At 47.3% G+C, this 26,189-nt stretch carries 25 protein-coding genes; 17 read left to right on the top strand and 8 right to left on the bottom strand.

Annotation, left to right across the window (positions count from 1 at the left end; all coding sequences use genetic code 11):
- Window positions 1-65 precede the first annotated feature (65 nt).
- Genes TES5_RS10035 through aroE form a run of 3 tightly spaced genes read right to left on the bottom strand, consistent with a single transcriptional unit; the run spans window position 66 to window position 2,268 of the window.
- Window positions 66-926 (bottom strand): prephenate dehydrogenase, encoded by an 861-nt coding sequence (locus tag TES5_RS10035; RefSeq protein WP_232309354.1) that lies wholly within the window; start codon window positions 924-926, stop codon window positions 66-68.
- Complete coding sequence (locus TES5_RS10030) at window positions 910-1,440, bottom strand: shikimate kinase (protein ID WP_143148224.1); 531 nt, start codon at window positions 1,438-1,440, stop codon at window positions 910-912. Before TES5_RS10030 ends, TES5_RS10035 begins: the two co-directional genes overlap by 17 nt.
- 18 nt (window positions 1,441-1,458) lie before the next feature.
- The gene (aroE, locus tag TES5_RS10025; RefSeq protein WP_068561731.1) at window positions 1,459-2,268 is read right to left on the bottom strand and encodes a shikimate dehydrogenase; all 810 of its coding nucleotides are present in this window, start codon (window positions 2,266-2,268) and stop codon (window positions 1,459-1,461) included.
- Window positions 2,269-2,721: 453 nt separating this feature from the next.
- Here aroE and aroF point away from each other — a divergent pair, with 453 nt between their 5' ends.
- From aroF to TES5_RS15220, 7 genes are all read left to right on the top strand, one after another.
- Entirely contained in the window at window positions 2,722-3,747 is a 1,026-nt protein-coding gene (aroF, locus tag TES5_RS10020) for a 3-deoxy-7-phosphoheptulonate synthase (RefSeq protein WP_068561730.1), read from the top strand.
- Window positions 3,748-3,855: 108 nt separating this feature from the next.
- Window positions 3,856-4,929, top strand: coding sequence for a 3-dehydroquinate synthase (gene aroB / locus TES5_RS10015; RefSeq protein WP_068561729.1), 1,074 nt, complete (start codon window positions 3,856-3,858; stop codon window positions 4,927-4,929).
- Window positions 4,930-4,985: 56 nt separating this feature from the next.
- The gene (gene aroA / locus TES5_RS10010; protein ID WP_068561728.1) at window positions 4,986-6,281 is read left to right on the top strand and encodes a 3-phosphoshikimate 1-carboxyvinyltransferase; all 1,296 of its coding nucleotides are present in this window, start codon (window positions 4,986-4,988) and stop codon (window positions 6,279-6,281) included.
- Window positions 6,278-7,375 carry a chorismate synthase gene (gene aroC / locus TES5_RS10005; RefSeq protein WP_068561727.1) on the top strand — a complete coding sequence of 366 codons (1,098 nt, stop codon included), beginning with the start codon at window positions 6,278-6,280 and terminating at the stop codon, window positions 7,373-7,375. The genes aroA and aroC overlap by 4 nt, the downstream gene beginning before the upstream one ends.
- Before the next feature lie 23 nt (window positions 7,376-7,398).
- Window positions 7,399-8,544: a prephenate dehydratase gene (pheA, locus tag TES5_RS10000; protein WP_068561726.1), complete on the top strand. Its 1,146-nt coding sequence runs from the start codon at window positions 7,399-7,401 to the stop codon at window positions 8,542-8,544.
- A 121-nt stretch (window positions 8,545-8,665) separates the two neighbouring features.
- Window positions 8,666-9,190 (top strand): transcription repressor NadR, encoded by a 525-nt coding sequence (locus TES5_RS09995; RefSeq protein WP_068561725.1) that lies wholly within the window; start codon window positions 8,666-8,668, stop codon window positions 9,188-9,190.
- A 95-nt stretch (window positions 9,191-9,285) separates the two neighbouring features.
- On the top strand, window positions 9,286-9,843 hold the full coding sequence (locus TES5_RS15220) for a hypothetical protein (protein WP_068561724.1): 558 nt from the start codon (window positions 9,286-9,288) through the stop codon (window positions 9,841-9,843).
- Window positions 9,844-10,201: 358 nt separating this feature from the next.
- Here the strand turns inward: TES5_RS15220 and TES5_RS09985 are convergent, their stop codons facing one another.
- The gene (locus TES5_RS09985) at window positions 10,202-10,828 is read right to left on the bottom strand and encodes a carbonic anhydrase (protein ID WP_198143334.1); all 627 of its coding nucleotides are present in this window, start codon (window positions 10,826-10,828) and stop codon (window positions 10,202-10,204) included.
- Between the two features lie 24 nt (window positions 10,829-10,852).
- Window positions 10,853-11,827: an AEC family transporter gene (locus TES5_RS09980; RefSeq protein ID WP_072763754.1), complete on the bottom strand. Its 975-nt coding sequence runs from the start codon at window positions 11,825-11,827 to the stop codon at window positions 10,853-10,855.
- A 117-nt stretch (window positions 11,828-11,944) separates the two neighbouring features.
- On the opposite strand from TES5_RS09980, the gene TES5_RS09975 reads away from it, so the two are divergent.
- From TES5_RS09975 to TES5_RS09965, 3 genes are all read left to right on the top strand, one after another.
- The gene (locus TES5_RS09975) at window positions 11,945-12,406 is read left to right on the top strand and encodes an S-ribosylhomocysteine lyase (protein WP_068561722.1); all 462 of its coding nucleotides are present in this window, start codon (window positions 11,945-11,947) and stop codon (window positions 12,404-12,406) included.
- Window positions 12,407-12,429: 23 nt separating this feature from the next.
- On the top strand, window positions 12,430-13,542 hold the full coding sequence (locus TES5_RS09970; protein WP_068561721.1) for an iron-containing alcohol dehydrogenase family protein: 1,113 nt from the start codon (window positions 12,430-12,432) through the stop codon (window positions 13,540-13,542).
- A gap of 146 nt (window positions 13,543-13,688) precedes the next feature.
- Window positions 13,689-14,087, top strand: a complete 399-nt coding sequence (locus TES5_RS09965) for a cytidine deaminase (RefSeq protein WP_068561720.1) — start codon at window positions 13,689-13,691, stop codon at window positions 14,085-14,087.
- 74 nt (window positions 14,088-14,161) lie between these two features.
- On the opposite strand, the gene TES5_RS09960 is transcribed toward TES5_RS09965, so the two are convergent.
- Window positions 14,162-15,007: a hypothetical protein gene (locus TES5_RS09960; RefSeq protein ID WP_068561719.1), complete on the bottom strand. Its 846-nt coding sequence runs from the start codon at window positions 15,005-15,007 to the stop codon at window positions 14,162-14,164.
- Between the two features lie 147 nt (window positions 15,008-15,154).
- Between TES5_RS09960 and TES5_RS09955 the strand changes: the two genes are divergently transcribed.
- The 3 genes from TES5_RS09955 (at window position 15,155) to TES5_RS09945 (ending at window position 17,884) form a co-directional block, all read left to right on the top strand.
- Complete coding sequence (locus TES5_RS09955) at window positions 15,155-15,529, top strand: lactoylglutathione lyase (protein WP_068561718.1); 375 nt, start codon at window positions 15,155-15,157, stop codon at window positions 15,527-15,529.
- A gap of 9 nt (window positions 15,530-15,538) precedes the next feature.
- Window positions 15,539-16,186 (top strand): SGNH/GDSL hydrolase family protein, encoded by a 648-nt coding sequence (locus TES5_RS09950; protein ID WP_068561717.1) that lies wholly within the window; start codon window positions 15,539-15,541, stop codon window positions 16,184-16,186.
- A gap of 567 nt (window positions 16,187-16,753) precedes the next feature.
- Complete coding sequence (locus tag TES5_RS09945) at window positions 16,754-17,884, top strand: DUF4349 domain-containing protein (protein WP_068561716.1); 1,131 nt, start codon at window positions 16,754-16,756, stop codon at window positions 17,882-17,884.
- Window positions 17,885-17,991: 107 nt separating this feature from the next.
- Here TES5_RS09945 and TES5_RS09940 read toward each other — a convergent pair whose 3' ends face one another.
- Together TES5_RS09940 and TES5_RS09935 are read right to left on the bottom strand one after the other, a co-directional pair.
- Complete coding sequence (locus TES5_RS09940) at window positions 17,992-18,624, bottom strand: DUF47 domain-containing protein (RefSeq protein WP_068561715.1); 633 nt, start codon at window positions 18,622-18,624, stop codon at window positions 17,992-17,994.
- Between the two features lie 13 nt (window positions 18,625-18,637).
- Window positions 18,638-19,690: an inorganic phosphate transporter gene (locus TES5_RS09935; protein ID WP_068561714.1), complete on the bottom strand. Its 1,053-nt coding sequence runs from the start codon at window positions 19,688-19,690 to the stop codon at window positions 18,638-18,640.
- Between the two features lie 356 nt (window positions 19,691-20,046).
- Here TES5_RS09935 and TES5_RS09925 point away from each other — a divergent pair, with 356 nt between their 5' ends.
- The 4 genes from TES5_RS09925 to glgD all read left to right on the top strand — a co-directional run bounded on the left by TES5_RS09925 (window position 20,047) and on the right by glgD (window position 26,183).
- Window positions 20,047-21,330 carry an alkaline phosphatase family protein gene (locus TES5_RS09925; protein WP_068561712.1) on the top strand — a complete coding sequence of 428 codons (1,284 nt, stop codon included), beginning with the start codon at window positions 20,047-20,049 and terminating at the stop codon, window positions 21,328-21,330.
- Window positions 21,331-21,941: 611 nt separating this feature from the next.
- Window positions 21,942-23,852: a 1,4-alpha-glucan branching protein GlgB gene (gene glgB, locus TES5_RS09920; protein ID WP_232309353.1), complete on the top strand. Its 1,911-nt coding sequence runs from the start codon at window positions 21,942-21,944 to the stop codon at window positions 23,850-23,852.
- Between the two features lie 62 nt (window positions 23,853-23,914).
- A complete protein-coding gene (locus TES5_RS09915) occupies window positions 23,915-25,051 on the top strand; it encodes a glucose-1-phosphate adenylyltransferase (RefSeq protein ID WP_369813492.1) in 1,137 nt (378 codons plus the stop codon).
- On the top strand, window positions 25,038-26,183 hold the full coding sequence (glgD, locus tag TES5_RS09910; protein ID WP_068561710.1) for a glucose-1-phosphate adenylyltransferase subunit GlgD: 1,146 nt from the start codon (window positions 25,038-25,040) through the stop codon (window positions 26,181-26,183). Before TES5_RS09915 ends, glgD begins: the two co-directional genes overlap by 14 nt.
- The last annotated feature ends 6 nt before the right edge of the window (window positions 26,184-26,189 follow it).

Here is a 26,189-nt window from a genome sequence, read left to right as displayed (position 1 = left end):
GCTAAGTAAAAAGGATACCATTACGGCATCCTTTTTGTCATTGCTTGTATAATGAAAGCAAACCATCATCTGTCGAACTTTTCCCGTCGCTTCGTGGACTGGATGAAGAGCTGCTTCAGGGCAACGCTGTCGTCGTTCTTGATAGCCGCCTTGATCAGGTCGAGCTGATCCTCGAACGTCTGGATGCTCTTCAGCAAATACTCTTTGTTCTCAAGAAAAAGTTCACTCCACAGTTCTTCGTTGATTTTGGCGATCCGGGTCAATTCGCGGTAACTGTCGCCGGTAAATTTCTCCGTTTCGCGGCCTTCGACATCGCTGTTGACCAACGCCACGGCGATCGCGTGCGGCAACTGGCTGGTGAAGGCTATCATTTCGTCATGGTAATCGGCAGAGATGCGCGTGATCCTCCCGAACCCCATCTCCATGATCAAAGCTTCCATGAAGGCAAGGTTCTCCTCTTTGTTGGATGGGAGCGGCGTCAGGATGTAATTCGCATTTTTGTAGACGGAACTGCTCGCGAAATCGATGCCTTTTTTCTCGCGTCCGGCCATCGGATGACCGAAGACGAAGTCGATCGAAGCAGGCAAAACCGATAGGATATCTTCGATGAAGAACTTTTTGACACCCGTCGCATCCGTCAGAATCGAGCCCGGCTTGAAATGCTGCTTATGTGTGACGATAAAATCGTGCACCAGACGGGGATAGAGCGAAAAAATCACCAAATCGGATTGCGGTAGGATGTCTTTGCCATCCTGATAGCCCTCCTTGATGAGTCGCTGCGTTTTGGCTTTGTCCAGCGTTGCTTGATCGATGTCGATACCGAATAGATTGCGGTAGCCGGCATCGTGAAGGGCCATCGCAAAAGACCCGCCGATTACACCCAAGCCGACGATCGTGATGTTCAGCTCCTTATTGAGGGTTGTCATGGGCTGATCCGTCCTTTCCTGCTCCAAAGTGGCACGCAATGATTTCAGCGGCGATTTCTTCCAACGGTTTGTCGTTCTTGACGACGAAATCCGCAGCGTCTTGATACAGGGCCTCGCGTTCGGCCTTCAACGCATGGAGCCGTTCCAGGCCGTCCTTTAAGAGTGGACGATGAGAAACTTCGATGTCATGCGTGATGTCTTCGACTGCGCGGTCGATGTAATAGACTGTTCCGCTCTTTTTCAAAGCCACGATATTTTCACTGCGTTTGACGACACCGCCGCCTGTGCTCACGATCGTATCTTCGGAATCGGCAATTTCCTTATAGGCATCCGATTCGATATTACGGAAATAGTCCTCTCCAATCTGGAAGAGGTCGGTGATGCTCTCACCGGTCTTCTCCTCAATGAAGGCATCCGAGTCGATGAAACGGAAACCGGTTATATTACTTAATAATTTGCCTAAAGTCGTCTTGCCTGCACCAGGCATTCCGATCAGGATGATATTTTTTCCCAAATCCTTCACCTATTCCCGTTATTGTGTGATTTTGTCATAGATTTCTTGGTTCACTGCAAGTTCGAAAGGCCGTTCCAGCCAGATTTCCTGGGATTTTATTCCTTGGTGCACCAACATTTCCAATCCGTTGCAGGTCTTCAGGCCGGCTGTTTTTGCCAAACGGAGGAATTCGGTTTCCTGTGGGTTGTAGATCAGATCCACTGCCGCACTGAAATGACGGATCACTTCCAATGTTACCGCACTGATGCCGATTTTGTCAGGGAACATGCCGAGCGGTGTCGTGTTGATGATCAGATCGCCTGAGATGTCCGTTATCTCATCATAACTCATCAAGGAGATGCGCGGATCGTCCGGAATATCTGTGAGAGCGCCTTTTTTTCGTGAAACGATGATAATGTTATTGATGCCATTATCCAATAAGTATAGAACGACAGCTTTTGCCGAACCTCCGAAACCCAATACCATTGCCGTCTGGTTTGTGACTGCGATGCCGTGCGAAGCCAACATGGTGCCGAATCCGTAATAGTCGGTGTTGGCCCCGTAGAGCTTGCCTTCTTTTACCTTGATCGTGTTGACAGCACCGATGCGCGTCGCTTCGGGGGTGATCTCATCCAAGTAAGGCATCACCGTCTGTTTGTAGGGAATCGTCACGTTGACTCCGACGAACTGAAGCACGCGGATTCCTTCTATCGCTGCTTCGAGTTCGGAAGGGGATAATTCAATATGTTTATAACCGGCATTCATTCCGATCAGATCGAAAAAAGTCGAATGGATCCTTTCTGAATAGCTGTGGCTCAAATGTTCGCCGAATAATCCGAAAAATTGCATCAGGTTTCACTCCTTTTAGGAAAGTGTAGATTATCGCCATCTAAATTTCAATACCCAGATTAAATTAAAAAAAAATTAAAAAACTCTTGCAATGATTAGAGCGTTTGTTATAATGATGGAAATCAGTCGTTTTCATTATGAGTTCAGCTGGTTAAATGATACACAAGAGAAGAGGTCATCCGATGGGTTCCACGCATGCTATCAATCTTTTACAAACAAACTTTTACTTTACATACTTTACATTCTGGGGCTTCTATTTTAGCGCTGGATATTTTGTTTGGAAAAAATTGCATAGAGCGAATATGAGAAACATCAGGGGATGCGGAAAATAGTTTGCAGGACGGATCGTCAGGCAACAGCATTTTTGGATAACGAAGCTTAACGCGGTGCTCATATCATATGGGCACCGCTTTTTATTTTTTTAAAGCAAAAACATACTAGGAGGAACAAGACATGATCATCATTTTGAAGAAAACGGCTAAAAAAGAGGAAATCGACGAACTGACAAAACGCTTAACAGACAAAGGGGTCATCGTGAGTCCGGTAGTCGGCGAAACAATGACGATATTGGGTTTGGTAGGGGACACTTCGAAAGTATCGATGGATACCATCCAGCAACATCATATCGTCGAACGCGTGTTGAAAGTTCAAGAGCCTTACAAAAAAGCAAACCGTAAATTCCATCCGGACGATACAGTCGTCGAAATTGACGGACAGCGTATCGGTAATGGATACTTTGGAGTGATCGCAGGGCCTTGTTCCGTTGAAGGTGAAGAACAAATCATCAGCATCGCGCAACGCGCAAAAGCGGCAGGCGCTAACTTCCTCCGCGGTGGAGCCTTCAAGCCGCGCACATCCCCATACAGCTTCCAAGGATTGGAATTGGAAGGTCTGCGTTTGTTGAAATTGGCTAAGGAAGCGACTGGCTTGCCGATCGTTACCGAATTGATGTCCACGAAATTCGTTGATGAATTCGAAGCGGATGTCGACCTTATCCAAATCGGGGCCCGCAACATGCAGAATTTCGATCTGTTGAAGGAAGTCGGCAAAACAAAGACGCCTGTCCTGTTGAAGCGCGGTCTGTCCGCAACTTACGAAGAATGGTTGATGTCTGCTGAATACATCATGTCTGAAGGGAACGAAAACGTCATCCTTTGCGAACGCGGCATCCGCACATTTGAAACGGAAACACGCAATACCTTGGATATCCAAGCCGTTCCGGTCATCCAGAAATTATCCCACTTGCCGATCGTCATCGATCCAAGCCACGCGGGCGGCTCTGCTTACCTCGTGCCATCCATGTCCAAATCGGCGGTCATGTCCGGCGCGAACGGCCTGATGGTCGAAATCCATCACGATCCTGAGAACGCATGGAGTGATGGCCAACAGTGCCTGAACCCGAATGAGTTCGATGAGTTGATGACTGTCGTAAAACAGTTGATTGCCATTGAAGGAAAGCATTTGGATGCGGTAAAATAAAGGAAACACTTTCGGCGCATTTTCAATGCGTTGGCTAGCTTCACGGGTAAGCCTGGAAAGAACCCGTTCCGTTTTTCTTTTAACCTAATCTGAATAAGGAGTGATTCAATGGCTGAATTACATGTAGGACTCGGCAAAAGCAGCTATACGATCTTGATTGAGAATGGCTTGCGTCACCGTCTTCCGCAAGAAATCAAGAAGATATACAGCGGTAAGAAGATTGCCGTCATCACGGATCACAACGTCAATGCGCATTACGGAGCACAGTTGGAAGAAGGGCTTCAAGCTGCCGGTTACGAGACGCTTGTGGTTGTCTTGCCAGCTGGTGAGCAGACGAAGGACTTTCAGATGCTGCCGCAGATTTATGACCAATTATTGGATTTTCAACTGAATCGGAGTGAACTGATTATTGCCTTGGGTGGCGGCGTCATCGGGGATCTTGCGGGATTTGCAGCTGCAAGTTTCCTGCGCGGTGTCCCATTCATCCAGATTCCGACTTCCTTATTGGCTCAAGTGGACAGCAGCATCGGAGGCAAGGTCGGCGTAGACTTGGCAAGAGGTAAGAATCTGGTCGGAGCTTTCTATCAACCGAAGAAAGTATTCATCGATCCGGAAATGCTGAACACGTTGTCGGATCACTTTTTCCGTGACGGTCTAGGCGAAGTCATCAAGTACGGCTGCATCAAGGACGCTGAATTCTTCAGTTTCTTGCAGACACTGCATACCCGTGAAGAGTTGATGGCGCACATCGAAAAAATCCTATACACGTGCTGCGACATCAAGCGCAGAGTCGTGGAAGAGGATGAAAAGGATACCGGCGAACGGATGCTGCTGAACTTTGGCCACACAATTGCCCATGCTTTGGAAACGTACACCCATTATTCGAAATACTCGCACGGAGAAGCGGTCGCGATCGGCATGGTCGCCATCACACGTCTTTCCGAGAAAAAAGGCTTCACCAAACCGGGAACGGCAGCTGCCATCAAAGCATTGGCGAAACAAGTCGGATTGCCTACGGAGCTCAACATAGGGGAATTCGACTTGGACAGCTTGTTGGCGATCATGACATTGGACAAAAAGAATTTGGACAACCATCTGAAAGTGATCCTGTTGAAGGAAATCGGAAACAGCTACGTACAGAACGAAACCATCGCCTTCTTTGATGGTCTGGAGAACATGTAGAACGAATACTATAGAAGAAACAGCAGAAATAAAATCGAAACAACAGGAGGATTACCATGGATTTGACGATACAGCCACATAAGCTATCGGGAACAGTGACTGTCCCGCCTTCAAAGAGTTTGGCGCACCGAGCTGTCATCTGTGCCGCACTTTCCGACGGCACCTGCAAAATCGACAACATCGCGCTTTCGGATGACATCATCGCAACTATAGAGGCCATGAAGGCATTCGGGGCAATCATTGAGCAGGAAGGCAGCGCCTTGACGATCACCGGCGCGGGCCAATACGTCACAGAAGCAAAAGCTGCTGAGAGCGCAACGACCGCTGAGCACCTGATCGACTGCAATGAATCCGGTTCGACGCTGCGTTTTGTTGTGCCGATTTCAACGCTTTTCCAAGGCGCGAGCCGCTTCGTCGGCAGAGGGAATCTGGGCAAACGTCCATTGACGATCTTCTACGATATTTTCGAGGAACAAGGCATCACTTACAAACCGACTGAAGGCGAACTTGATTTGGTAGTGGACGGCAACCTGAAACCGGGTCATTTCTCATTTCCTGGGAATGTCAGCTCACAATTCATCACGGGTCTCTTGTTCACCTTACCGTTGTTGGATGGAGACTCGGTCATCACAATCACGACGCCGCTTGAATCAATCGGCTATATCGATTTAACGCTGGAGGTCATGAGCGCTTTCGGTGTGACCATCGAAAACGATGGCCATCAACTCTTCCGGATTTCGGGAGGACAGTCTTACAAAGCGACGGATTACCGCGTCGAAGGGGATTATTCCCAAGCGGCCTTCTTCCTTTGCGCTGATGCATTGGGCAACGACTTGTTGGTGGACGATCTCTCGATGGATTCGCTGCAGGGCGATCGCGCTGTTGTCTCCATTCTGGAAGCGATGGGCGTCTCTTTCGAAAAGCAAAGCAATGGCCTGATCGGCACCGCGACAAATGGGCTGCACGGTACGCTGATCGATGCGTCGCAATGCCCCGACATCATTCCGGTCGTCGCGTTGACAGCATGTCTGAGCGAAGGCAAAACGGAAATCATCAATGCCGGCAGACTGCGCATCAAAGAATGTGATCGTCTGCAAGCAACGGCCAGCGAATTGAAGAAACTGGGCGCTGATATCGAAGAATTGCCTGAAGGCCTGCTGATCCACGGCGTCAAATCGCTGAAGGGCAAAGAGACGGTCTGGAGCTACAAAGACCATCGCATCGCCATGATGTTGGCGATCGCTGCGACAGTGTGCGAACAGCCGATCACGATCACGGATGCCGAATGCGTTTCAAAATCGTATCCGGATTTTTGGGAAGACTATAAAGCAATAGGAGGCAAGATACAATGAGTGGTGTATTTGGGAATAAATTAAAGGTATCCATTTTCGGAGAATCACATGGGTCCGCAATCGGTGTCACCATCGACGGTCTGCCGCCAGGCCATGAAATAGATATTGATAACGTTCTGGAGGAAATGAAACGGAGAGCGCCAGGCCAAGGAGCTTTGACGACGCCAAGGAAAGAAAAAGATCAGCCTGAAATCTTGAGCGGTTACTTCAACGACATGACGACAGGCAGCCCGCTTGCGGCGATCATCCGCAACAGCGATACGCGCTCCAAGGACTACAGCCAGATGAAGAAGTTGATGCGTCCCGGACAGGCCGACTATCCAGGATATGTCCGTTACGACGGCTTCAATGATTACCGCGGCAGCGGCCATTTCTCGGGCCGAATCACGGCACCGTTAGTATTTGCTGGTGCGATTGCGAAGCAATTGCTTGAAAAACAAGGCATCACCATCGGCGGCCACGTCAAGAGCGTTGCCAAAATACAGGACGACAGCTTCCTTAATACGGAAGTCACACCTGAAATGCTGAGGAGCTTTGCCGGTAAAGAACTGCCTTTATTGAACGAGTCGCTTGAAGAAGAGATGCGTAATCTGATCCGTGAAGCGAAAGCCAGCGGCGATTCCGTCGGCGGTACTGCGGAAATCTGCGTATTGGGCATCCCAGCCGGAGTCGGCAACCCATTCTTTGATTCCGTTGAGTCCGTTCTGGCGCACATTCTATTCTCCGTGCCTGCCATCAAAGGATTGGAGTTCGGAAGCGGCTTCGGTATCGCAGAGATGCTGGGATCGGAAGCGAATGATTCCTACTACTATGACGGCGATCAGATCAAGACCCGTACGAACCATAACGGTGGTATTTTGGGGGGCATCACGGACGGCATGCCGATCATCTACAAAGTTGCCATCAAGCCGCCAGCATCCATCACAAAGGTGCAGCAAACCATCAATATCGAAGACAAAACGGCTGCTGAATTATCGGTTGAGGGCAGACACGATCCAATCATCGTACCGCGCGCCATCCCTGTATTGGAGGCCGTGACGGCGATCGCAATCCTGGATCTGCTGTTGGATTCAAAATTCTACAAATACGACTAGGATGAACGGAGTGGAAGGCGAGTATGACGGATTTAGAAGACTATCGTAAAGAGTTGGATGCTCTTGACCGGGAGCTAGTGGCGCTGTTCGAGAAACGGATGCAGCTTTCCCAGTCTATCGGTAATTACAAGCGGGCCCACGATTTGCCCATTTTTGATGAAAGCCGGGAGCAGCGTGTAGTGGAACAGAATCTTACCCATCTGAAGAGTGAGGAGTTTGCGGTGCAGACCCATCATTTCCTGGATACGATCATGGATCTTTCGAAGGAGGTCCAGAAGGATATCCGGGCAGCCGCGAACGATTATGAGCAGATTTTTGCAATCCACGAACCAAAGCAGCAGGCTCAGATCGGTTATTTCGGGGAAACGGGATCCTTCTGCGAAGAAGCGATGCTGGCTTATTTTAAAGAAGCTCCCCGCGATCCGAAAAATTACCATACCTTTGAATCACTGTTTCTGGGTATCCAGAACGGGGAGATCGATTACGGCGTGCTGCCAGTAGAAAACTCTTCCACTGGTGCGATTTCACAAGTGCTCGATCTGTTGTACAAATACGGCCTTTCCATCGTGGGCGAGCAATACGTCAAAATCGAACAGCATCTGATCGGCCTGGAAGAGACCAGCCTTGATCAGATAGAGGAAGTCTATTCGCACCCACAAGGCTTCCAGCAATCAACCGATTATTTCAAGGACCATGAACAGTGGCGTCAGATTCCATTCCACAGCACATCCGACAGCGCCAAAATGGTGAAGGATTCCGGCGATGTGCACAAGGGTGCCATCGCCAGCAGAAGAGCCGCAGCGATCCACGGGCTCTCAATCTTGGCGGAGAGCATCCAGAATCAAAGTGAAAATACAACGCGCTTCATCATCGTCGGCAAAGATCTCGAGTCGAATCCGCGCTGCAATAAAGTCAGTGTAGTATTTTCCTTGGACAATCAGGCCGGCACGCTTTTCAAGCTGCTGCGTCATTTCGCGAGGTATCATATCAATCTGATCAAAATCGAATCCCGCCCGGTCGAAGGGGAAAAGTGGGAATACCTGCTGTACCTGGATTTTGAAGGCAACATCTCCGATGAAAACGTCCACGAAGCCCTGCGCTTCATCCATCGAAGCAGCGTCTATTTCCGTTTATTGGGCTGCTACATCGCCGCAACGGAAAATAAATAAGAAAAGCCAGCAATATCTGCCTTGTGCGGTGCATTGCTGGCTTTTTGTTTTTCGAATCTTGCAGTCCAGATCAAAAATGGGTACTATTAAGAAGAGAAAGCGTAAGGGAAGGGTGAGTTTATTGAAAGCAGCAGAGAGACGGAATGAAATCATCAAATTATTGGAAGCCAGCGATCAACCGGTGAACGCCACCCAACTGGCTGAAAGATTATCGGTCAGCCGTCAGGTCATCGTGGGGGATATCGCACTGATCCGTGCCAAAGGGATTGAAATCCTGGCAACACCGCGAGGCTATCTATCCGCGAGTGCCTTCAAAGGTGAAGGCAGCCTGTTCACGGGGAAAATTGCCTGTCAGCATTCGCAATCCGATACAGTCACTGAACTGAACATTATCGTAGACAACGGTGGCGAGGTCGTTGACGTTCAAGTCGAGCATCCTGTCTATGGCACATTGACAGGAGAACTGCATATTCGATCGCGCCATGATGTCATCGATTTTATGAAAAAAATTGCCTCAAACGAAGCGGCGATGTTGTCTTCGCTGACAGGTGGCGTGCATCTGCATACACTTGCTTGTAACGATGAAGAAACCTTCCTGCGCATCAAAATGGAACTGCAGGAAGCGGGAATCCTGTATTCCGGGTAAGCTACCTGAGAATAAGCTTGACAACTCCTGAAAAGATTATATAATATATTACAACTGTCAAGACAGTTGTAAACATCTTTGGAGGGATTGGCCGAATGAATACACGTACACAAACGAAACACATTACGATAGCTGCTCTACTGATTGCGATAGGGATCCTGATACCGATGATTTCCCCTTTGAAAATTATTCTGGAACCGGCATCCTTCACCTTGGCTAGCCATGTGGCAACGATGATTGCCATGTTCCTTTCGCCAGGCATTGCGGTTGCGGTTGCCTTCGGAACAGCTGTCGGCTTCATGTTAGGAGGCTTTCCGTTGGTCGTGGTCCTGCGTGCGGCAACGCATATGATCTTTTCTTATGTCGGCGCAAAATATATCCAAAAGCATCCGGAAATGGCCCATGACATCAAAAAATCATTGCTGTTCAGCTTCGTTCTTGGTGTACTGCACGCTGGCTGTGAGGTCATTGTCGTAAGCCTGTTCTACTTTGCAGGAAACCTTACGGAAGCGTACTATGATAAAGGTCTGATTTCTTCCGTCATGCTGTTGGTAGGCGTAGGAACCGTCATCCACAGCATGGTCGATTACTGGTTGGCCCAAGTCGTCTGGAAAACAGTCGGGAAAAAAGCCCTGCCTGTACGTTCGGTGTAGATCGGAAAATGAATGAAATAAAAAGGACGCATCCGGCTTCAAGTACCGGATGCGTCCTTTTATTATTTGGGGTGTCTGAAGAGTACAACAGCTGCCGCCCTGGCTGTCGGGCATTCTGAGCATGATTCATCGCGAATAGCCGAGAAAGCAGCCATCTGTCGACTGTTCCGTGTCCACAGCCAGCCAGATAACCGACAGCCAATCATTCAGCCAGTAAGAAAAGCTGAACGGGTTCGTTCAGCCCTGAAAGAAATTTAGGAAATCTGTCCGACTGAGCATCGAAGAGCGCAATAGGACAGATTTATCTAATTTCCGAAGGGCTAACCCGTGAAGCTAGACATCATTTTAGATGCATGACTTAACCATTCGCAAGCAAAAATTCGCATAAGTTGGGATCATAGATGAAAATTTCGCCAGTCTCTATGATATAGTGCCAACCGCTTATCTGTAGCTTGTCGGCCTCCATCCTTTCGGCGATGTAAGGATGGCTAATCAAATGTTTCAGCTGCTCCAAGACATTCCCTTGTTCCATCATCCAGGCACGCGCCTCGGGTTCGGATTCCGGAATTTCTTTTAGTACACGATCGCGGACGGGGTGAATGAGTTCCAGCCACTTGCGCGTATGCGGCAAATCATCCAGTTTACCCTCGGGATACAGGCAAGCAGCACAGCCGCCGCAGTTCGAATGGCCGCAGATGATGATATTCTCAACGCCAAGTGCGAGCACAGCATACTCGATGGCGGATGTCGTCGCCAAATATTCCGAAGAGACCCGGTAAGGCGGAGCGATGTTGGCGATGTTGCGGATGATGAACAATTCGCCTGGCAACGTTCCGGTAATCATGTTCGGATCGATGCGTGAATCGGAACAGGAAATGAAGAGGGTATGAGGTTTTTGGGAACTTTTTAATCCTTTGAACAACTCACGATGAGATTCAAAATCCCTCCTCCTGAAATTGACGATACCTTTTAATAACTTATCCAAGCTCATACCTTCTTTCTGAAATAATTATCCGAACAACACTTGTGCGAATTGCACGGTGATCGGGATGGTGAATAAGGACAATAAAGTGGTCAATACTACGAGACGCGCTCCATATTCGTAGTCGCCGCCGAACAGCCGGCCAAGAATGGCGGTATTCGTTGCAGCCGGTGCACAGGAAGCGATAGTCAGGACGATTTCAACCATATAGTCATCGATAGGCAGCAAATAAATGATGCCGATCGAGATGAGGGCGGTGACGATCAAACGGAGGAAAGTGGTCCAATACGCTTTCGGGAACGCCAATAATTCCGAAAAATTACTGTTGGCGATGTAGCTTCCAAGAATGATCATGGCCAGTGGTGTATTCAACGCTGCCAAGCTGTCGACTGACTTCCAGAGAAACTCAGGTACCGGCAGGCGACTGATGTAGATGTACAAACCGATGGCAGCCCCGATCATGCCGGGATTAAGGATGGTTTGCCGCAGCGTCATCGCTTTTTTGTCGCCGGATATCAGATATTGGCCATAAGTCCACTGGGTGACGTTGTTTGCCATGATGTAGCCGGACATGAAAAAGACGCCCTCATAGCCCACCGTCGCGAGTACCAATGGTATACCGACGAAGCCAGCATTCGGGAAAATTGTGGCATATTTATCGATGCGATCCTCTTTTTTCAGCAGCACATGGGCAATGGCTGCGCGGATGGAAATCGTCAGAAAAGCCGCTAAAGTCGCCCATAACAACAGCTTCAACCGCTTTGCGTCAAAATCGGCGTTAAACGAGGTGATCATAGTCGCAGGCATCACAAACAGGGAAAGAATGGTCGATATCTGACGCGTACCCTCGCTGTTGATGACATTTGATCGGATCAGAAGAAAACCAAAGAACATGATGCTGAACATGGTCAGCAATTGTTGAAAAACGATGCCTATCAAAGTGGTGCGGCACTCCTTTCGTCTACGAGAACTTAGGTTCAGTCTTTTTTCTTTTCTTAACATGATAACACACCACGTGATATAATTTTAAGGAAAATCTCATAAATGTCTAGTATAATGTATTGGTATGCATCGTAAAACAAACAACAGCGAGTTGAGCTGAGGAATGGAGAAATATAAATGGCTAAAGTAGAGAGTTTTGAATTGGATCACGATTTGGTGAAGGCTCCGTATGTCCGCCAAGCAGGCTATGAAGTGCACCAAACGGGAGCGATCGTCACAAAATTCGATCTGCGTTTTGTGCAACCCAACCAGGATGCTTTACCGACAGGGGCTCTGCACACCTTGGAACACCTTTTGGCGATCAATATCCGTGATTATGTGGATGGCGTCATCGATTTGTCACCGATGGGTTGCCGTACCGGGTTTTACATGATCTGTTGGGGTGAACATACTCCGGAAGAAATCGCTTCTGCTTTGGAAAAAGTGCTGCAGATTGTATTGGAAACGACAGTCGTTCCGGCAACGACCGCAAAGGAATGCGGAAATTACCGCGATCATTCCTTGTTCGGCGCACAAGAATACGCGAAGCAAGTGTTGGCAGCCGGTATCAGCCGCGACCCTTTCACGCGCACAGTCTAGATAACGAGAAAGGGGAATCTGCAATGACTAAAGAATTGATCGTAAGGACCGGACCGCAAGAATACGAATGCAGAGAGGGTGTTCTGTCGACTTTACCGAAACGTTTGGAAGAACGCTTCGTAAAAAATATTTTGATTGTGCATGGAGCCGTATCTTGGCAAAAAGCCCGCCCGTACCTTGAAGCTCTCTACAAAACTGACTTTTCGATTTCTGAAGTGGCTTTTTCGGGCGAATGCAGTTATGAAGAAGTCGATCGCATTGTCCGCTTGGCCTCACAAAACGATTGCGATGCAATCATCGGTGTCGGTGGCGGAAAAATCATGGATGCCGTGAAATACGCTGCCGCGAAAGCGGGTTGCATCCTGAGTGTGATGATTCCCACATTGGCGAGCAATTGCGCGCCTTGGACGCCGTTGAGTGTCATGTACACTGAGGAAGGCGTATTTATCCGCTATGATTTCCTGCAGCAACAAGCTTCGCTTTTGTTGTTGGAACCGCGCTTGATCATCGATTCGCCGAAGGATTTCTTTGTGGCCGGATTGGCGGATACGCTGGCCAAATGGTACGAATCGGATGAAATCCTTTCGCTGCCTGAGAATGCGCAGCAGCCGATGCTGATGATGGCGCGCCAAGCAGCTTCTATCTGCAGACAAAGCATTTTGGATCACGCTGAATTGGCGATCGCGAGCCTGGAAGCAGGCGAAGTGACGGAAGCTTTTGTGAAACTGACGGAAGTGATCACTTCCATAAGCGGAATGGTCGGGGGGATGGGTGACGCTTTTGCGCGTACGACAATCGCCCATGAAATCCACGATGCCATCACTAATTTCCCCGAATCGCATCATTTCCTGCACGGCCATAAAGTAGCCTATGGCATCATGGTGCAATTGGCTTATGAGAAGAAATGGGCGGAAATCGACAATCTTATCCCGTTCTATGAACATCTAGATATTCCGAAGAGCCTTTCTGATCTGCATTTGGACAGACTGGATGCAGAAGACATCATGGAAATCGCCCGTCTGTCGACCAAACCTGAAGCACCGGCACACGGACTACCATATGAAGTCACTGCCGAACTGATGGCGGAAGCAATCCGGGCACTCGAAGACTACATGGCGAATTTGCCGGAACTCTGATCCGAACGATTAAAGCTTGAGGAAGAGCCAGGCAACACTGATTGACAACCTTTCCGGTTTGGCAAATTCTGAAATAATCGGTATACTGTAAACACGAACATTTACCGTCAGAAAAATACCCATATATGATAAGCGAGGGAACGTCGATGAACAGTGAAGAATTAGTCTCCAGAGCAAGAGTCGCCATGCAGCATGCATACAGCCCGTATTCGCATTTTCCGGTAGGGGCGGCAGTCCTCTACAAGGACGGGGCAGTGATTGAAGGCGTAAATGTGGAAAATGTTTCCTTCGGCGCCACCAACTGCGCAGAACGGACTGCCTTATTCACAGGTGTGACACGAGGCTACCGTAAAGAGGATGTAGCTGCCATCGCCATAGCGGGCGACACAGATACATTCCTTCCACCGTGCAGTATCTGCCGACAGGTGATGGTGGAGTTGTGCGGCTATGAAACACCAGTCTATCTATCCAACAAGCACGGGAAAATCAAGGATCTGACGATCAAAGAACTGGTTCCGTATGCCTTTACAGAATTAAATATGTAAAAACAACTGCTGCCCACCAGTCCAAGGTGGGCAGCAGTTGTTTTGTTTTGGAGCGGATGCGTCGTTTTGTGATCCTACATTTTCAGAAACAGCAAGTAGGCGAACGTCATCACCAGCAGCAAATGAGCGCTGATGCCGCCGAGGCAAAGGTAAAGGGTATCCCGTTTGGTTTCATTGATTGTTTGGTACAGGCTTGCGATGAATGTCACCAGATAGCTGGATAGATGAACCAAAAACAGTAAAAGCACCGGTATCGCCATCAAAATTGGGGCAATCAGGCTAATCACAAACGCAGCGCTTAACAGCAACAAGCCAAAAGCGTTCATTCCCGCATATTGCGTCATCCAGTTGTGTAAGGAATGGCGTCTGTGCAAAAAGAATGTTTTGATCAGATACGCCAACAGGGGATAGAGATAATAGAACGCCAGGAACAGCAGGAAATTCTTCATGAACCAAACAACTGGTTCGATTTGAAAAGTGACGGACGGCAACAAGGAAATCTGCGAAAGCAGGTCATATTGTTTTGTCAATGCGACTGCAATGCGCGTCACTAATCCGGCCGAAAGCAATGCTGAAAGGACGAAGGTGAAGTAACCGTAAAGGTTGTGACTTTCTCTGCGTGATTTTCTGGTCTCCGCGGGGTCTTTCATTTTTTTCCACAGAAAACGGATGTAGCGGGTGGCTTTATGTTTGGCCTCATTAAAAGTGAAGGATTGTTTTTCAGCGCGCGAAGTCGCTTCTGAGTACGCTTCATCATCAGCCGTAACATCTAAAATATGTTCTGTAGACTCCTCGAACAAAGTGGACTGATAAAACGCATCTTGAGGGATCGCTTCCGAACCGGAAACATCCGACCCGCACATGGGACAGATTAAAGCTTCTTTCGGGATGCGATTATGGCAATAGATACATATCTTCATTGGATTTTCTCCTTCTCGCTAGTAACTAACTTCTAGAATAATTCAGTTTGTGGGATATAGCAAGGTTATTTTTCCGACAAACATTTTGTATTGGAGGCAATAATTCGGTATGATAAAGACAGTATAAATGAGAGGAATGACAGCATAATGAAAATGTTACATACTTGCATTCGCGTGCAGCACTTGGACAAATCGATTGCATTCTACAAAGAGGCTTTTGATTTCCGCGAGAAAAAGAAGCTGGATTACCCTGAGCACAAATTTTCTATCGTCTATTTAGGCTTGGAAGGCGATGATTATGAGTTGGAGCTGACCTACAATTACGATCACGAACCTTACAACATCGGTGACGGTTATGGACATATCGCAATCGGGGTGGACGAATTTGAAGCCCTTCATGACAAACAGGTGGCAGCCGGATTCAATGTGACCGACTATAAAGGTTTGCCTGATTCTTCAGTAAGATATTACTTCATCACCGATCCGGATGGCTATAAGGTCGAAGTCATCCAGAACAATTAGGAGGGCCTTATGGAGAAAACGACCAAGCGGAAATTGCTTTTCATCGGCGACAGCATCACCGACGTCGGCCGCAACCGAAACAATCCTGATTCGTTGGGAAAAGGCTATGTAGCTTTGATAGCAAAGGCTCTTGCGGACAGGGGCGATTCCGAACACTACCAGCTGATCAATCGCGGCATCAGCGGGAACCGAATCTTGGATATAGCGGAAAGATGGCACGCAGACTGTGTTTCGCTCGAACCCGATGTCGTCACTTTGTTGATTGGCATTAATGATACGTGGCACAATGTCGGCGACAAAACGGTGTTCGCGACCGAGGCGGGGGCTGAGCAGTTCGAGATGCATTACCGCCACTTGCTGGCCTCCTTGCGGAAAAAGTCGGATGCACGGCTCATTCTGATGGAGCCGTTTGTCTTCCCTTATCCGGAAGATCGCAAAACTTGGCGGGTTGATTTGGATCCGAAACAGGAAATCGTCAAACGGCTAGCCGAAGAATTCGATGCTGAATGGATTGGGTTGGATGCTTATCTGAATGCAATTGGTGCTATCGATGGCTATGAAACATTATCGAATGACGGCGTCCATCCGACCAAAAAAGGCCACCAGCTCATCGCCGATGCTTGGCTGAAGCAATTTGACCAGGGGGGCAAAAAGTAAGGGCCAGTTCGTCAGGTGTATGCAACTAAAAGAAAAGACTTGCTTTCTTGGTTTCTGCATGATAAGATGTTTTACATGCGATGAGGCGACGAGCAATCAGGTGGGTTCGCCCATTCCGCGCAAGCGGCGAAGTGATTGCAAATCAAACGGGACATACGTGCTTGCACAACCACAGGATGTGGATGTTTGATGGTGACTGCTGTGAACAGTCCCATCCATGGGTTTACCCATGCCGTATCAGAAGAAAGGGTCGGAAAGATGAACACTTAGGTGTTTGCCTTTCCGGCCCTTTCTTTTTGTGGTTTCAGTAGTGACGGCCGCCAAAGAACCGCTCCTTCTGCGAAGATCGCTTCGCCGGGAGAGGGAACGTCAAAGTCTTACCACCTCCGATAAAGGCCGCTTTACCGGAGAAGCGCTCGGTCCTTCGGTTTCTTCAGATGTTCTCCAGCCAAGCCAACTAAATCAACCACAGCCGGACCCCAAACCTGCAAGGGCTTTATTAGGCGGTGCGGCCTCATTGCGGTATAATCTAAGTAGGAAATTCAGGAAAGATTGGAGGCGCCTCAATTGAAAAAACTGAAATTATTGATACTATCGCTGCTGTCATTCTCGCTGGTGGGTTGTTCATTCATAACGACGGAAAAAACGAGTGTTTCGCAACAGGACGCTGCCGGAGTAGACAACGTGACGACCGAAATATCCAAAATGGATGGAGAAGTAGGATCGGGTTTGCTCATCGGCGAAAAGGTAGTGACCACCGTCCACCTTTCCTATGAAACGTTGAAATATGATGATTCCATCGCTTATCTGAAGGAAATTGTCGCTAAGTACGGGGCCTATGTTGAGTACTCCTACGAATCCAGCGGCGGCGACATGTTCTATACTACCTCTTCATTGAGTCAAAGCTATCGCCAAGGCAGTTACACGATAAGGATCCCGAAAGATTCCGTGACGGCCTTCTTGGATGATCTGGAGGGCGGCTTGGGCACAAAAGTCAGCGAGCAGCAGGGCAATGAGGACGTGACGCAATATTACGAGGACACAACAACGCGCATCAGCGTACTGCAAAGGAAAGAAGAGCGTTTGTTGGCGCTGCTCGATCAAGCAGAAACAGTCGAGGAGATCCTGGCTATCGAAGACAGTCTCAGTGCTGCCATATCCGAAAGGGAAGTACTTCAGGCTGAGTTGGACAACATCGATGACTTGATCGATTATACAGCTTTGTATCTGACCGTTTCCGAGCGTTCGCGCATCTCGAATAACCAAGGCGGATCGACGCCTTTCTGGGGTCGCGTCAAGGATGCGTTCACCGATTCGCTTTATTCCTTCTACTATTGGTTGCAGGATGCCGCAATCTGGTTCATCTATGCACTGCCCTTCTTTGTAGCCGTTCTGTTGTTGTTGTTGCTTTTATGGGTAATCAAAAAACTGTTCGGTAAAACGATTTGGGGCAAACAAAGAGCCGAAAAGCAGCTTCTGGAAAGAAAACGGATCGAAGCGCGCCGGAAAGAACGGTTTGACCGGACCCACCCAAGAAAACCGGGAGGAACAACGGTTGCATCCAAATCTACCGTGACCCCGCCGGCATCACCGACAAATGCCGAGCCATCCATTCCAGAAACCCCGACAGCAAAAAACGAAGCCGCAAAGGATACGGCGACTGAAGTAAGAGACAAGGAAGACCCATTGGAACCCTAATTTCAGCAAAAACTCCTTAAAAACAGAAGAAGCAGCCTTCGAATCTCAATGGATTCGGTGGCTGCTTCTTTAATTTTGGCACTACGGATGGCATCATCCGAAAAATACTATGAATTTTTCAGGACGATCCTTTCGATGACGTTTGCCGCAGCCTCAAAGGAGTCGGTGGCCCGTTCGAACCGGTCGTAAATGTTCGTCGTCGCCATTGTCGCCAGTGCGTCTTTCTGTTCGACAAACAATTTTTTGACCGAGCGAGTATACAGGGAATCTCCCCGTTTTTCAAGGCGGTTAATTGCGATGATGGCATCCTTGATGACTTTTGATTTCTTGAAATTCTTCAGGTCGTTGATGGCTTTATCGAGGCTCAACGCGCTTTTTTCGATGATTTCCATGAACGTCAGCATTTCTGGCGTGATTTCTTGGATCTGGTAAATATCGATATGGATGAGCGTATCTTCGATCGTATCAATCGTTGTATCCAATTCGCCAGCCAAGTCGATGATATCCTCGCGTTCGAGTGGAGGCAGGAAATCACTGTAAAGATAACTCATCATCTCATGTTTCTTCTGATCCGCTGCGTGTTCAATCTCATGCAGTTCCTTCAGTCGAGCTTCCAGAGTCTCGAGATTATAGTCATTCAAAATACTGGTCATCAGCTTGGCTGCGGAAACGCCCATTGCGGAAACTTCGATAAATTCTTGATAGTAACTGTATTCTTTTGTTTTTTTTCTCTTAAGCATAATTGCAATCTCCTCAGAATATATTCATGAATATGAGCGCCATCAGATAGCCGACCAGACCACAGCCCGGGAAAGTCAGTACCCAAGCCCACACCATTTCTTTAACTGTGATCCAGTTTACCGATGATAGCCTTTTGGCAGCACCAACGCCCATGATGGCAGTTGTTTTTGTATGTGTGGTACTGACCGGTAATCCCCAGATGGAAGAGAGCAAAAGACAGGCTGCCGCGCCGACGTCCGCGCTGAACCCTTGATAACCTTCCAACTTAACCATGTTCATTCCCACGGTTTTGATAATTTTATAGCCACCGATGGACGTGCCTAAGGCCATCACCAATGAACAGAGAATCATGAGCCAAAGTGGGATGATGAATTGCGTTGTATCGCTATTCCCTTGGCCAAGAAAAATTCCCAGCATGAAAATTCCCATAAATTTTTGACCATCTTGAGCGCCGTGCATAAAGGCCATCGCCGCTCCTCCTAAGACCTGGCCCTTTTGGAAAAAAGGCCCCGTTTTTTGCCGCAGCTTATTTTTGCAGATTGTGGTGGTGATCTTCGATACGGCAAATCCGAAGCCGAAGCCCAAGATGGTGGAGAGGAACAGACCGTAGATGACTTTGATCCACTCTGATCCGTTGATGGCGCCGAACCCACCTTGAAGTGCAATCGCAGCCCCTGAAATGCCTGCAATGAGCGCATGGCTTTCGCTGGTCGGAATTCCGAAATACCAGGCTGCCGTTGCCCAAAGCACGATTGCGAAAAGAGCAGCACAGAGAGCGATAATCGAAAGTTTTGGGTCGTTCCCGAAATCGACCATATTTGCGATTGTTTGGGCAACTGTCGCGTTGATGGATGTCATCACGAACACGCCCAGAAAGTTGAATACGGCAGCCATAAGAATGGCTTTTTTTGGAGCGATGGATCGGGTGGATACACACGTTGCGATTGCGTTCGGAGCATCGGTCCAACCGTTCACTAAAATCACACCCAAAGTCAATACCACTATGATCAAAAGAATAGGGTTCGTCTGGATGCTGTCGATAAAATCCGAAAATGTAATTGTCATAGATTGCACTTCCACGCTTTCTTCGTAGTGTTCTCAATTAAATGAAACCATCCGCTTTCATTTCGGAAGGCTGCAAAGTACAGCTGGATTCCTTATTGGGCAGAGGCAGCAAGCTTGGTGAGTCCGCTATCTTATTGTTAGATGATGAACAATATACATTCTACTCCTTCCTGAACAAAATTAGAATAGCTTTTTTTGAAAGAAAAGCAGTGAACAATAGACTACTGTTTTCGTTTTTGAAAGACGCTTCCGAAATGAATGCTGTCACATTCGCAAGAATACTGAAATTAAATCTTTTGCGGTATCCATGCGGGTTCTGATATATGGTAAAATAGTAGGATAGGAGGGTATATATTATGGTAAAAAGAAAACTGTATATCATTTCATTAGATGCATTTGGTGCCAGTGACTTAGAATTTGCCAAGACGCTGCCCCATTTCCAGGAAATTTTTAACAGAAGCGCACGCGTCAAAGAAGTGGAGTCGGTCTATCCATCTTTGACATACGTAGCGCATACTTCAATTGCAACAGGGATGAATCCAAACCGTCATGGAATCATCCATAATACCCATCGGCAACCGGAAAGGCAGTCACCCGACTGGTATTGGTACGCCAAAGAAATAAAGAAGGCAACGATGTTTGATGTTGCCAAGCAGGCGGGATACACAATCTGCACTTTGCTTTGGCCGGTCACGGGGAAAAGCCCTTCCATCGATTACAATCTAGCTGAAATTTTTCCGAATAGGTCTTGGCAAAACCAGGTGATGGTTTCTGCTTTTGCCTCCAGCACAAAATATGCGCTGGAGATGAATAAAAAATATGGTTCATTGCGGGACGGGATAGCCCAGCCGGAATTGGATGAATTTGTGACTGCGATAGCGGTCGATACAATCAAGACGAAGCAGCCGGATCTGCTGGCTGTCCATCTGGTGGATCTGGACAGCATGCGCCATGTGTATGGCGTTTTGAGCGATCAAGCAAAAGAAGCTGTTATCAGGATGGATCGCCGTCTCGGACAGATCATTGATGCAATGAAGGAAATGAACATCTATGAAGATACCGTGTTGACAGTGATGGGCGATCATTACCAGATCGATACGCACACAGTCATTCGCCCAAATTACTTATTTTTGGATAAAGGGTGGCAGACGATTGATCGCAAAAGGAATATCAAGGACTGGAAAGTGCTGGCAAAAGCCGCAGATGGGGCTTGCTATATTTACCGGAAAGATCTCAGTGTCACCAATAAAATGATCTTGGATGCATTGAAAGGTATCGAAGGCAGAGTCGAGACCATTTATTCGGCTGCAGAAGCCAGAAAAATGGGTGCAGATGAGAATTGTCTCTTCATTCTGGAAGCAAAGCCGGGTTATTATTTCGAAAGCGATGTGCTCTATCCTTTCATGGAAAGTACCGCCAAAAATCTTCCTGACAGAAAATTACACAGCGCAACGCACGGCTTCAGTCCAAAAAAGAAAAAATATGCTACGATGCTGATGATTTCCGGACCCGGCATCGACAAAGATGCAGTTGTGGAAAAGGGCAGACTGATAGATGAAGGACCGACCTTGTTGCATGCAATCGGATTGAAATTTCCGGAAGCTACTGATGGTAGGGTCATCAACAAAATATTCCTGTAATCAGTAGGATTCAATCCTCGCATGATTCCGATTAAATTGGGGAGGCACCGGAAGATGTGCCTTAAGTCAAAGGCCACTGTTTCAACGCTCGTTAATATCAAGTAAAAATAATCCTGAATTGTAAAAATTATGCCACAATCTTTGCAAATCAGGTTTTTCCCGCTTTGTATTTGTAAGCGGTAACAAATACAGAGGTTCGTAAGCCCCAGAATGTGAAATGTAAAACACAATTTTTCTGTATGTTTTCATGTTTCTGTTTACAAAGGGGTGACATCAGAGTGTTGCTGCAACAAGCTTTCCCACTCTATTTCTCATCATTGTCTAACTTTATGCTCATTTTTCAGGGTCGGTCGAATTCTATAAAGTGATATTTATAGCTTACATAAGTATAGCGTTTACAATGTTGTGTTTATGTAAAAAACCGATTAAGGCTGATAGATTATTACTGTTAAAATAACAAGTTGATTTTCAATATATTTATCATGAATTATGGCAAAAACATTTTTAAAATGGTATTATAGAGATACATTAATGAAAGGACTTGGCCTGATTAAATACATTATTTTTGGATCGTTTAGTTGCATCAATATAATTTCAAAGGGAGTGTCTGAATGAGTGCGGAAATGAACATACTTAAGGAATTGGAAAAAGAGATGTATTTGTTCAACATCGGGGAACATCTTGAAAGCTACCGCTTTTTAGGAAGTAAACGACGGACCGAAAATGGGATTGAAGGATGGCGTTTCACAGTTTGGGCGCCACATGCAAAAACCGTTTCCTTGGTTGGGGATTTTACTGGATGGAAACCCGTAGAAATGCAAAAAATCGGCAAAACCGGAGGGTGGTCGCATTTTACGGAGGTTGCTGCGCAAGGAGACTGTTACAAATATCATATCGAAGACAAAAACGGCAAGAAAAAATATAAAATCGATCCTTATTCTTTCGCATATGAAGTTCCTCCAAAAGACGCGTCAGTTGTGTTTGACATGCCTGAGAAAAAATGGAAAGACGGCAGATGGGCGGCAAACAAAAAAAGAAAGTCCATTTATCAAAAACCGCTTAACATCTATGAAGTGCATTTCAGTTCATGGAAAAAGCATGATGATGGCAGCTGGTATTCCTTTAAGGATCTTGCCGAAACGTTGATTCCATATGTGAAGGAAATGGGCTACACGCACATCGAATTCATGCCTTTGATGGAACATCCGCTGGAAGCTTCTTGGGGGTATCAAATCACCGGGTACTTCGCGGTGGCTGCGCGTTACGGAAATTTACTTGAGCTAAGGGATTTTGTGGAAGAAGCGCATAAAGAGGGAATCGGCGTCATCATGGATTGGGTTCCCGGTCACTTCTGCAAAAACGATTATGCATTGTCCTATTTTGACGGGACACCGACTTTTGAATATGCTGATCCAAATCGCGCCATCAACAACCGTTGGGGGACATTGAATTTTGACTTGGGAAAAGCACAAGTGCACAGCTTCTTGATTTCGAACGCCATTTTCTGGCTGCAAGAGTTCCATTTTGATGGAATCCGTGTCGATGCCGTTTCGAATATGCTTTATCTTGACTATGATGAAGGTCCATGGACACCGAATGAGGATGGCAGCAATCACAATCGCCAAGGAATCGAATTCCTCAAGAAGATGAACACAAAAGTATTCGAACGCCAGCCGGACACATACATGATCGCGGAAGAGAGTACTGCTTGGGCCAACGTCACGAAACCGATCGAGGCAGGTGGGCTTGGGTTCAACTATAAATGGAATATGGGGTGGATGAATGATACCTTGCGCTTCTTCGAAATGGATCCTTTGTTCCGAAAAGACAATTTCAACCTGATCACCTTTTCGTTTATGTATGCTTTCAACGAGAACTTTATACTGCCTATTTCTCATGATGAAGTGGTCCACGGGAAACAATCCCTTTTGGCCAAAATGCCGGGAGACCGCTATAAGCAATTTGCGGGCTTACGGACGCTGCAAGCCTATATGATGGCTCACCCAGGCAAAAAATTGAACTTCATGGGGAATGAAATCGGTCAATTCCTGGAATGGCGCTTCTACGATCAAATCGAATGGGGTGTCCTGAACAACGAGTTCAATCCGGAGTTCCAGCATTACATCAAAACCTTGAACCATCTTTACAAAGATACGAAAGCTTTGCATGAAGTCGATGATGCAAATACGGGTCTGGAGATTCTTGACGCGGATAATAGCCAGGAGTCAGTCCTTTCTTTCATAAGAACTGGTGATAAACCACGCGATTTTCTGATTGTCGTGTGCAACTTCACGCCTGTCGAGCGACGCAAATTCCAGGTAGGCGTGCCGTACGAAGGCCACTACGAAGTATTGCTGAATACTGAAATGCAGGAATTCGGCGGTACCTGGACAAAAAATCTTCCAGAGATGATCACCAGCCTGGACGGTATGAACCGTCAGCCTTTCTCGATCGAATTCACATTACCCGCATTAGGAGTTTTGTTCATCAAACCAAAACGCGTTTTTGGTGTTAATAAATAGATAGATACGATGAGAAGGAGGGGAAGGGAAGAGGCATTCTTCCTGATACTATGAAAAATCAAATGGTAGCAATGATATTAGCCGGAGGGCAAGGAACTCGGCTAGGAAAATTGACGCGCGAAACAGCCAAACCGGCTGTCCCGTTCGGCGGGAAATATCGGATAATCGATTTTGCTTTAAGCAACTGTGCGAATTCAGGCATCAATAAAGTTGGGGTAGTGACGCAGTATCAACCATTGGAATTGAATGAACACATCGGCAATGGAGAGTCGTGGGGACTGACCGGCCGAGACGGTGGCGTAACTATTCTGCAACCGTATTCGAGTGCAGATGGCGAAAAGTGGTTCAAGGGAACTGCGCATGCCATCTACCAGAATATCGCCTATATCGACAGATACAATCCGGAATACGTGCTGGTGTTGTCCGGTGACCATATCTACAAGATGGACTACTCCCACATGTTGGACTTCCATGTTGCGAACCATGCGAGCTTGACTGTCGGCGTCATCCCTGTTCCGATGGAAGAAGCACCACGCTTCGGGATCATGAATACGGATCAAACCAACCGCATCATCGAATTTGATGAAAAACCAAAAGAACCGAAAAGCAATTTGGCATCGATGGGAATCTACATCTTCAGTTGGAAGACGCTTCGTAAATACTTGGTGGAAGATCAAGCCAAACAACGCGAAATGGAAGATTTTGGCAAAAACGTCATCCCGACCTATCTTGAGAACGGCGAAAACTGTTTTGCTTATGCGTTTGATGGCTATTGGAAAGACGTTGGTACCATCGAAAGTCTTTGGGAAGCGAATATGGAATTCCTAGATCCGGATCATTCCTTGAATATCCGTGACGAAGAATGGCGCATCTATTCGAAAAATCCGGTTTCACCTCCGCAGTTCTTGACAGAGTCATCCAACGTAACGGACTCCATGATCGTCGACGGATGCTATGTTGCAGGTGAAATCACGCATTCGATCCTGTCCCAGAACGTTCGTGTCGGCAACGGATCAGTCGTACGCGATAGCCTGGTTATGGCAAATGCTACGATCGGTGAAAATGTTACAATCGAGCATGCCATCATTGGGGAAAATGCAAAAATCGCCGACAATGCAAATGTCATCGGTAAGAATGGTGAAATCGAAGTTGTTGGATATGCTGAAGTTATAGGAGGACTGAAAGATGAAGATGAATAGTGTTTGTGCCATTTTAAATTTGACCGAGGACGAGACAGCGTTGTACCCATTAACGCGTGTCCGCCCGATCGCCTCTTTACCGTTCGCTAGCCGTTATCGTTTGGTCGATTTCAATCTTTCGAGCATCAGCCATGCTGAAATCAAATCAGTGGGCATGTTCATTGCCGGAAGCGGCCGTTCGATCTATGATCACATCCGCAGCGGATCCATATGGGACCTTGAGTCCGGTTTGGCCGGCGGGATTTTCACCTATTCTCAACAGTTGCTGAAAGCTATCCAAGAACAAAATGGCGATGCTCCAGATTTTTATATGAACCACAAAGAGTTCATCACCCGTTCCAAAGGCGAATATGTCATCGTTATGGGCAGCAAAATCTTGGCCAATGTCGACATCAAAGCCATTATGCAACACCATTTGGCGAAGGAAGGCGACATCACTGTAGTCTATAAGAGCCTCCCGAAAGGCGCCTTGGAAAACAGACCGCATGAAAAAGTATTGAGAATCGATCGCGATGAGTATTTGTTGCATCTGACCGACGTGCAGGATGCGCCTTCGGATCTTGAACGCTTTGCGATGAGCATGAACATGTATTTCATGAGAGCGGACAAAATGTTGGAATTGATCCAGCGAGCTGAATTGGAAAACGTGCAACTTGATTCGGACAAACTGATTGAACACTACTTGCCGGATTACCAAGTCAATACTTACGAATATACCGGCTATATGGCGAACATCGATTCAATCGATGCCTACTTTAGTGCTAATATGGAAATGTTGGAAAAGAATAAGTTTTCAGCTTTGTTCCACGGCAGCCAACACGTTATCACGAAAGTGAAGAACGGAGCACCGACCTATTATGCTAAAGGGGCTCATGTGAAAAATGCCCAGTTCGCTACTGGTTGCGTCATTGAAGGGACAGTCGAAGACTCCTCGGTTTTCCGGAAAGTTACCATCGCTAAGGATGCCGAAGTGCGCAATTCCATCATTATGCAGGGCTCACAGATCGGTGAAGGCGCGATTCTGGAATACTGTATTCTTGACAAAAACGTGACTGTCGGACCTGGTGTCACTTTAAAAGGCACGAAAGATAATCTTGTAGTGATCGAAAAAAATAAAACACTAACAGTTTAGAAAGCG

Source organism: Trichococcus sp. ES5, from assembly GCF_900067165.1.
Lineage (GTDB): Bacteria > Bacillota > Bacilli > Lactobacillales > Aerococcaceae > Trichococcus > Trichococcus flocculiformis.
The sequence above is the reverse complement of the archived record's forward strand: the minus strand, read 5'-3'. Positions and strand labels throughout refer to the sequence as shown.

Excerpts from the sequence above, each read along its gene's own strand:
- TES5_RS10035 (WP_232309354.1), bottom strand. The coding sequence starts at position 926 with ATGACAACCCTCAATAAGGAGCTGAACATCACGATCGTCGGCTTGGGT.
- TES5_RS09925 (WP_068561712.1), top strand. The coding sequence starts at position 20,047 with ATGGTAAAAAGAAAACTGTATATCATTTCATTAGATGCATTTGGTGCC.
- TES5_RS09940 (WP_068561715.1), bottom strand. The coding sequence starts at position 18,624 with ATGCTTAAGAGAAAAAAAACAAAAGAATACAGTTACTATCAAGAATTT.
- pheA (WP_068561726.1), top strand. The coding sequence starts at position 7,399 with ATGACGGATTTAGAAGACTATCGTAAAGAGTTGGATGCTCTTGACCGG.
- TES5_RS15220 (WP_068561724.1), top strand. The coding sequence starts at position 9,286 with ATGAATACACGTACACAAACGAAACACATTACGATAGCTGCTCTACTG.
- TES5_RS09950 (WP_068561717.1), top strand. The coding sequence starts at position 15,539 with ATGGAGAAAACGACCAAGCGGAAATTGCTTTTCATCGGCGACAGCATC.
- glgD (WP_068561710.1), top strand. The coding sequence starts at position 25,038 with ATGAAGATGAATAGTGTTTGTGCCATTTTAAATTTGACCGAGGACGAG.
- TES5_RS09965 (WP_068561720.1), top strand. The coding sequence starts at position 13,689 with ATGAACAGTGAAGAATTAGTCTCCAGAGCAAGAGTCGCCATGCAGCAT.
- glgB (WP_232309353.1), top strand. The coding sequence starts at position 21,942 with ATGAGTGCGGAAATGAACATACTTAAGGAATTGGAAAAAGAGATGTAT.
- TES5_RS09980 (WP_072763754.1), bottom strand. The coding sequence starts at position 11,827 with ATGTTAAGAAAAGAAAAAAGACTGAACCTAAGTTCTCGTAGACGAAAG.
- TES5_RS09975 (WP_068561722.1), top strand. The coding sequence starts at position 11,945 with ATGGCTAAAGTAGAGAGTTTTGAATTGGATCACGATTTGGTGAAGGCT.
- aroE (WP_068561731.1), bottom strand. The coding sequence starts at position 2,268 with ATGCAATTTTTCGGATTATTCGGCGAACATTTGAGCCACAGCTATTCA.
- TES5_RS09955 (WP_068561718.1), top strand. The coding sequence starts at position 15,155 with ATGAAAATGTTACATACTTGCATTCGCGTGCAGCACTTGGACAAATCG.
- TES5_RS09970 (WP_068561721.1), top strand. The coding sequence starts at position 12,430 with ATGACTAAAGAATTGATCGTAAGGACCGGACCGCAAGAATACGAATGC.
- TES5_RS09935 (WP_068561714.1), bottom strand. The coding sequence starts at position 19,690 with ATGACAATTACATTTTCGGATTTTATCGACAGCATCCAGACGAACCCT.
- aroA (WP_068561728.1), top strand. The coding sequence starts at position 4,986 with ATGGATTTGACGATACAGCCACATAAGCTATCGGGAACAGTGACTGTC.
- aroF (WP_068561730.1), top strand. The coding sequence starts at position 2,722 with ATGATCATCATTTTGAAGAAAACGGCTAAAAAAGAGGAAATCGACGAA.
- TES5_RS09915 (WP_369813492.1), top strand. The coding sequence starts at position 23,915 with ATGGTAGCAATGATATTAGCCGGAGGGCAAGGAACTCGGCTAGGAAAA.
- aroC (WP_068561727.1), top strand. The coding sequence starts at position 6,278 with ATGAGTGGTGTATTTGGGAATAAATTAAAGGTATCCATTTTCGGAGAA.
- aroB (WP_068561729.1), top strand. The coding sequence starts at position 3,856 with ATGGCTGAATTACATGTAGGACTCGGCAAAAGCAGCTATACGATCTTG.
- TES5_RS09960 (WP_068561719.1), bottom strand. The coding sequence starts at position 15,007 with ATGAAGATATGTATCTATTGCCATAATCGCATCCCGAAAGAAGCTTTA.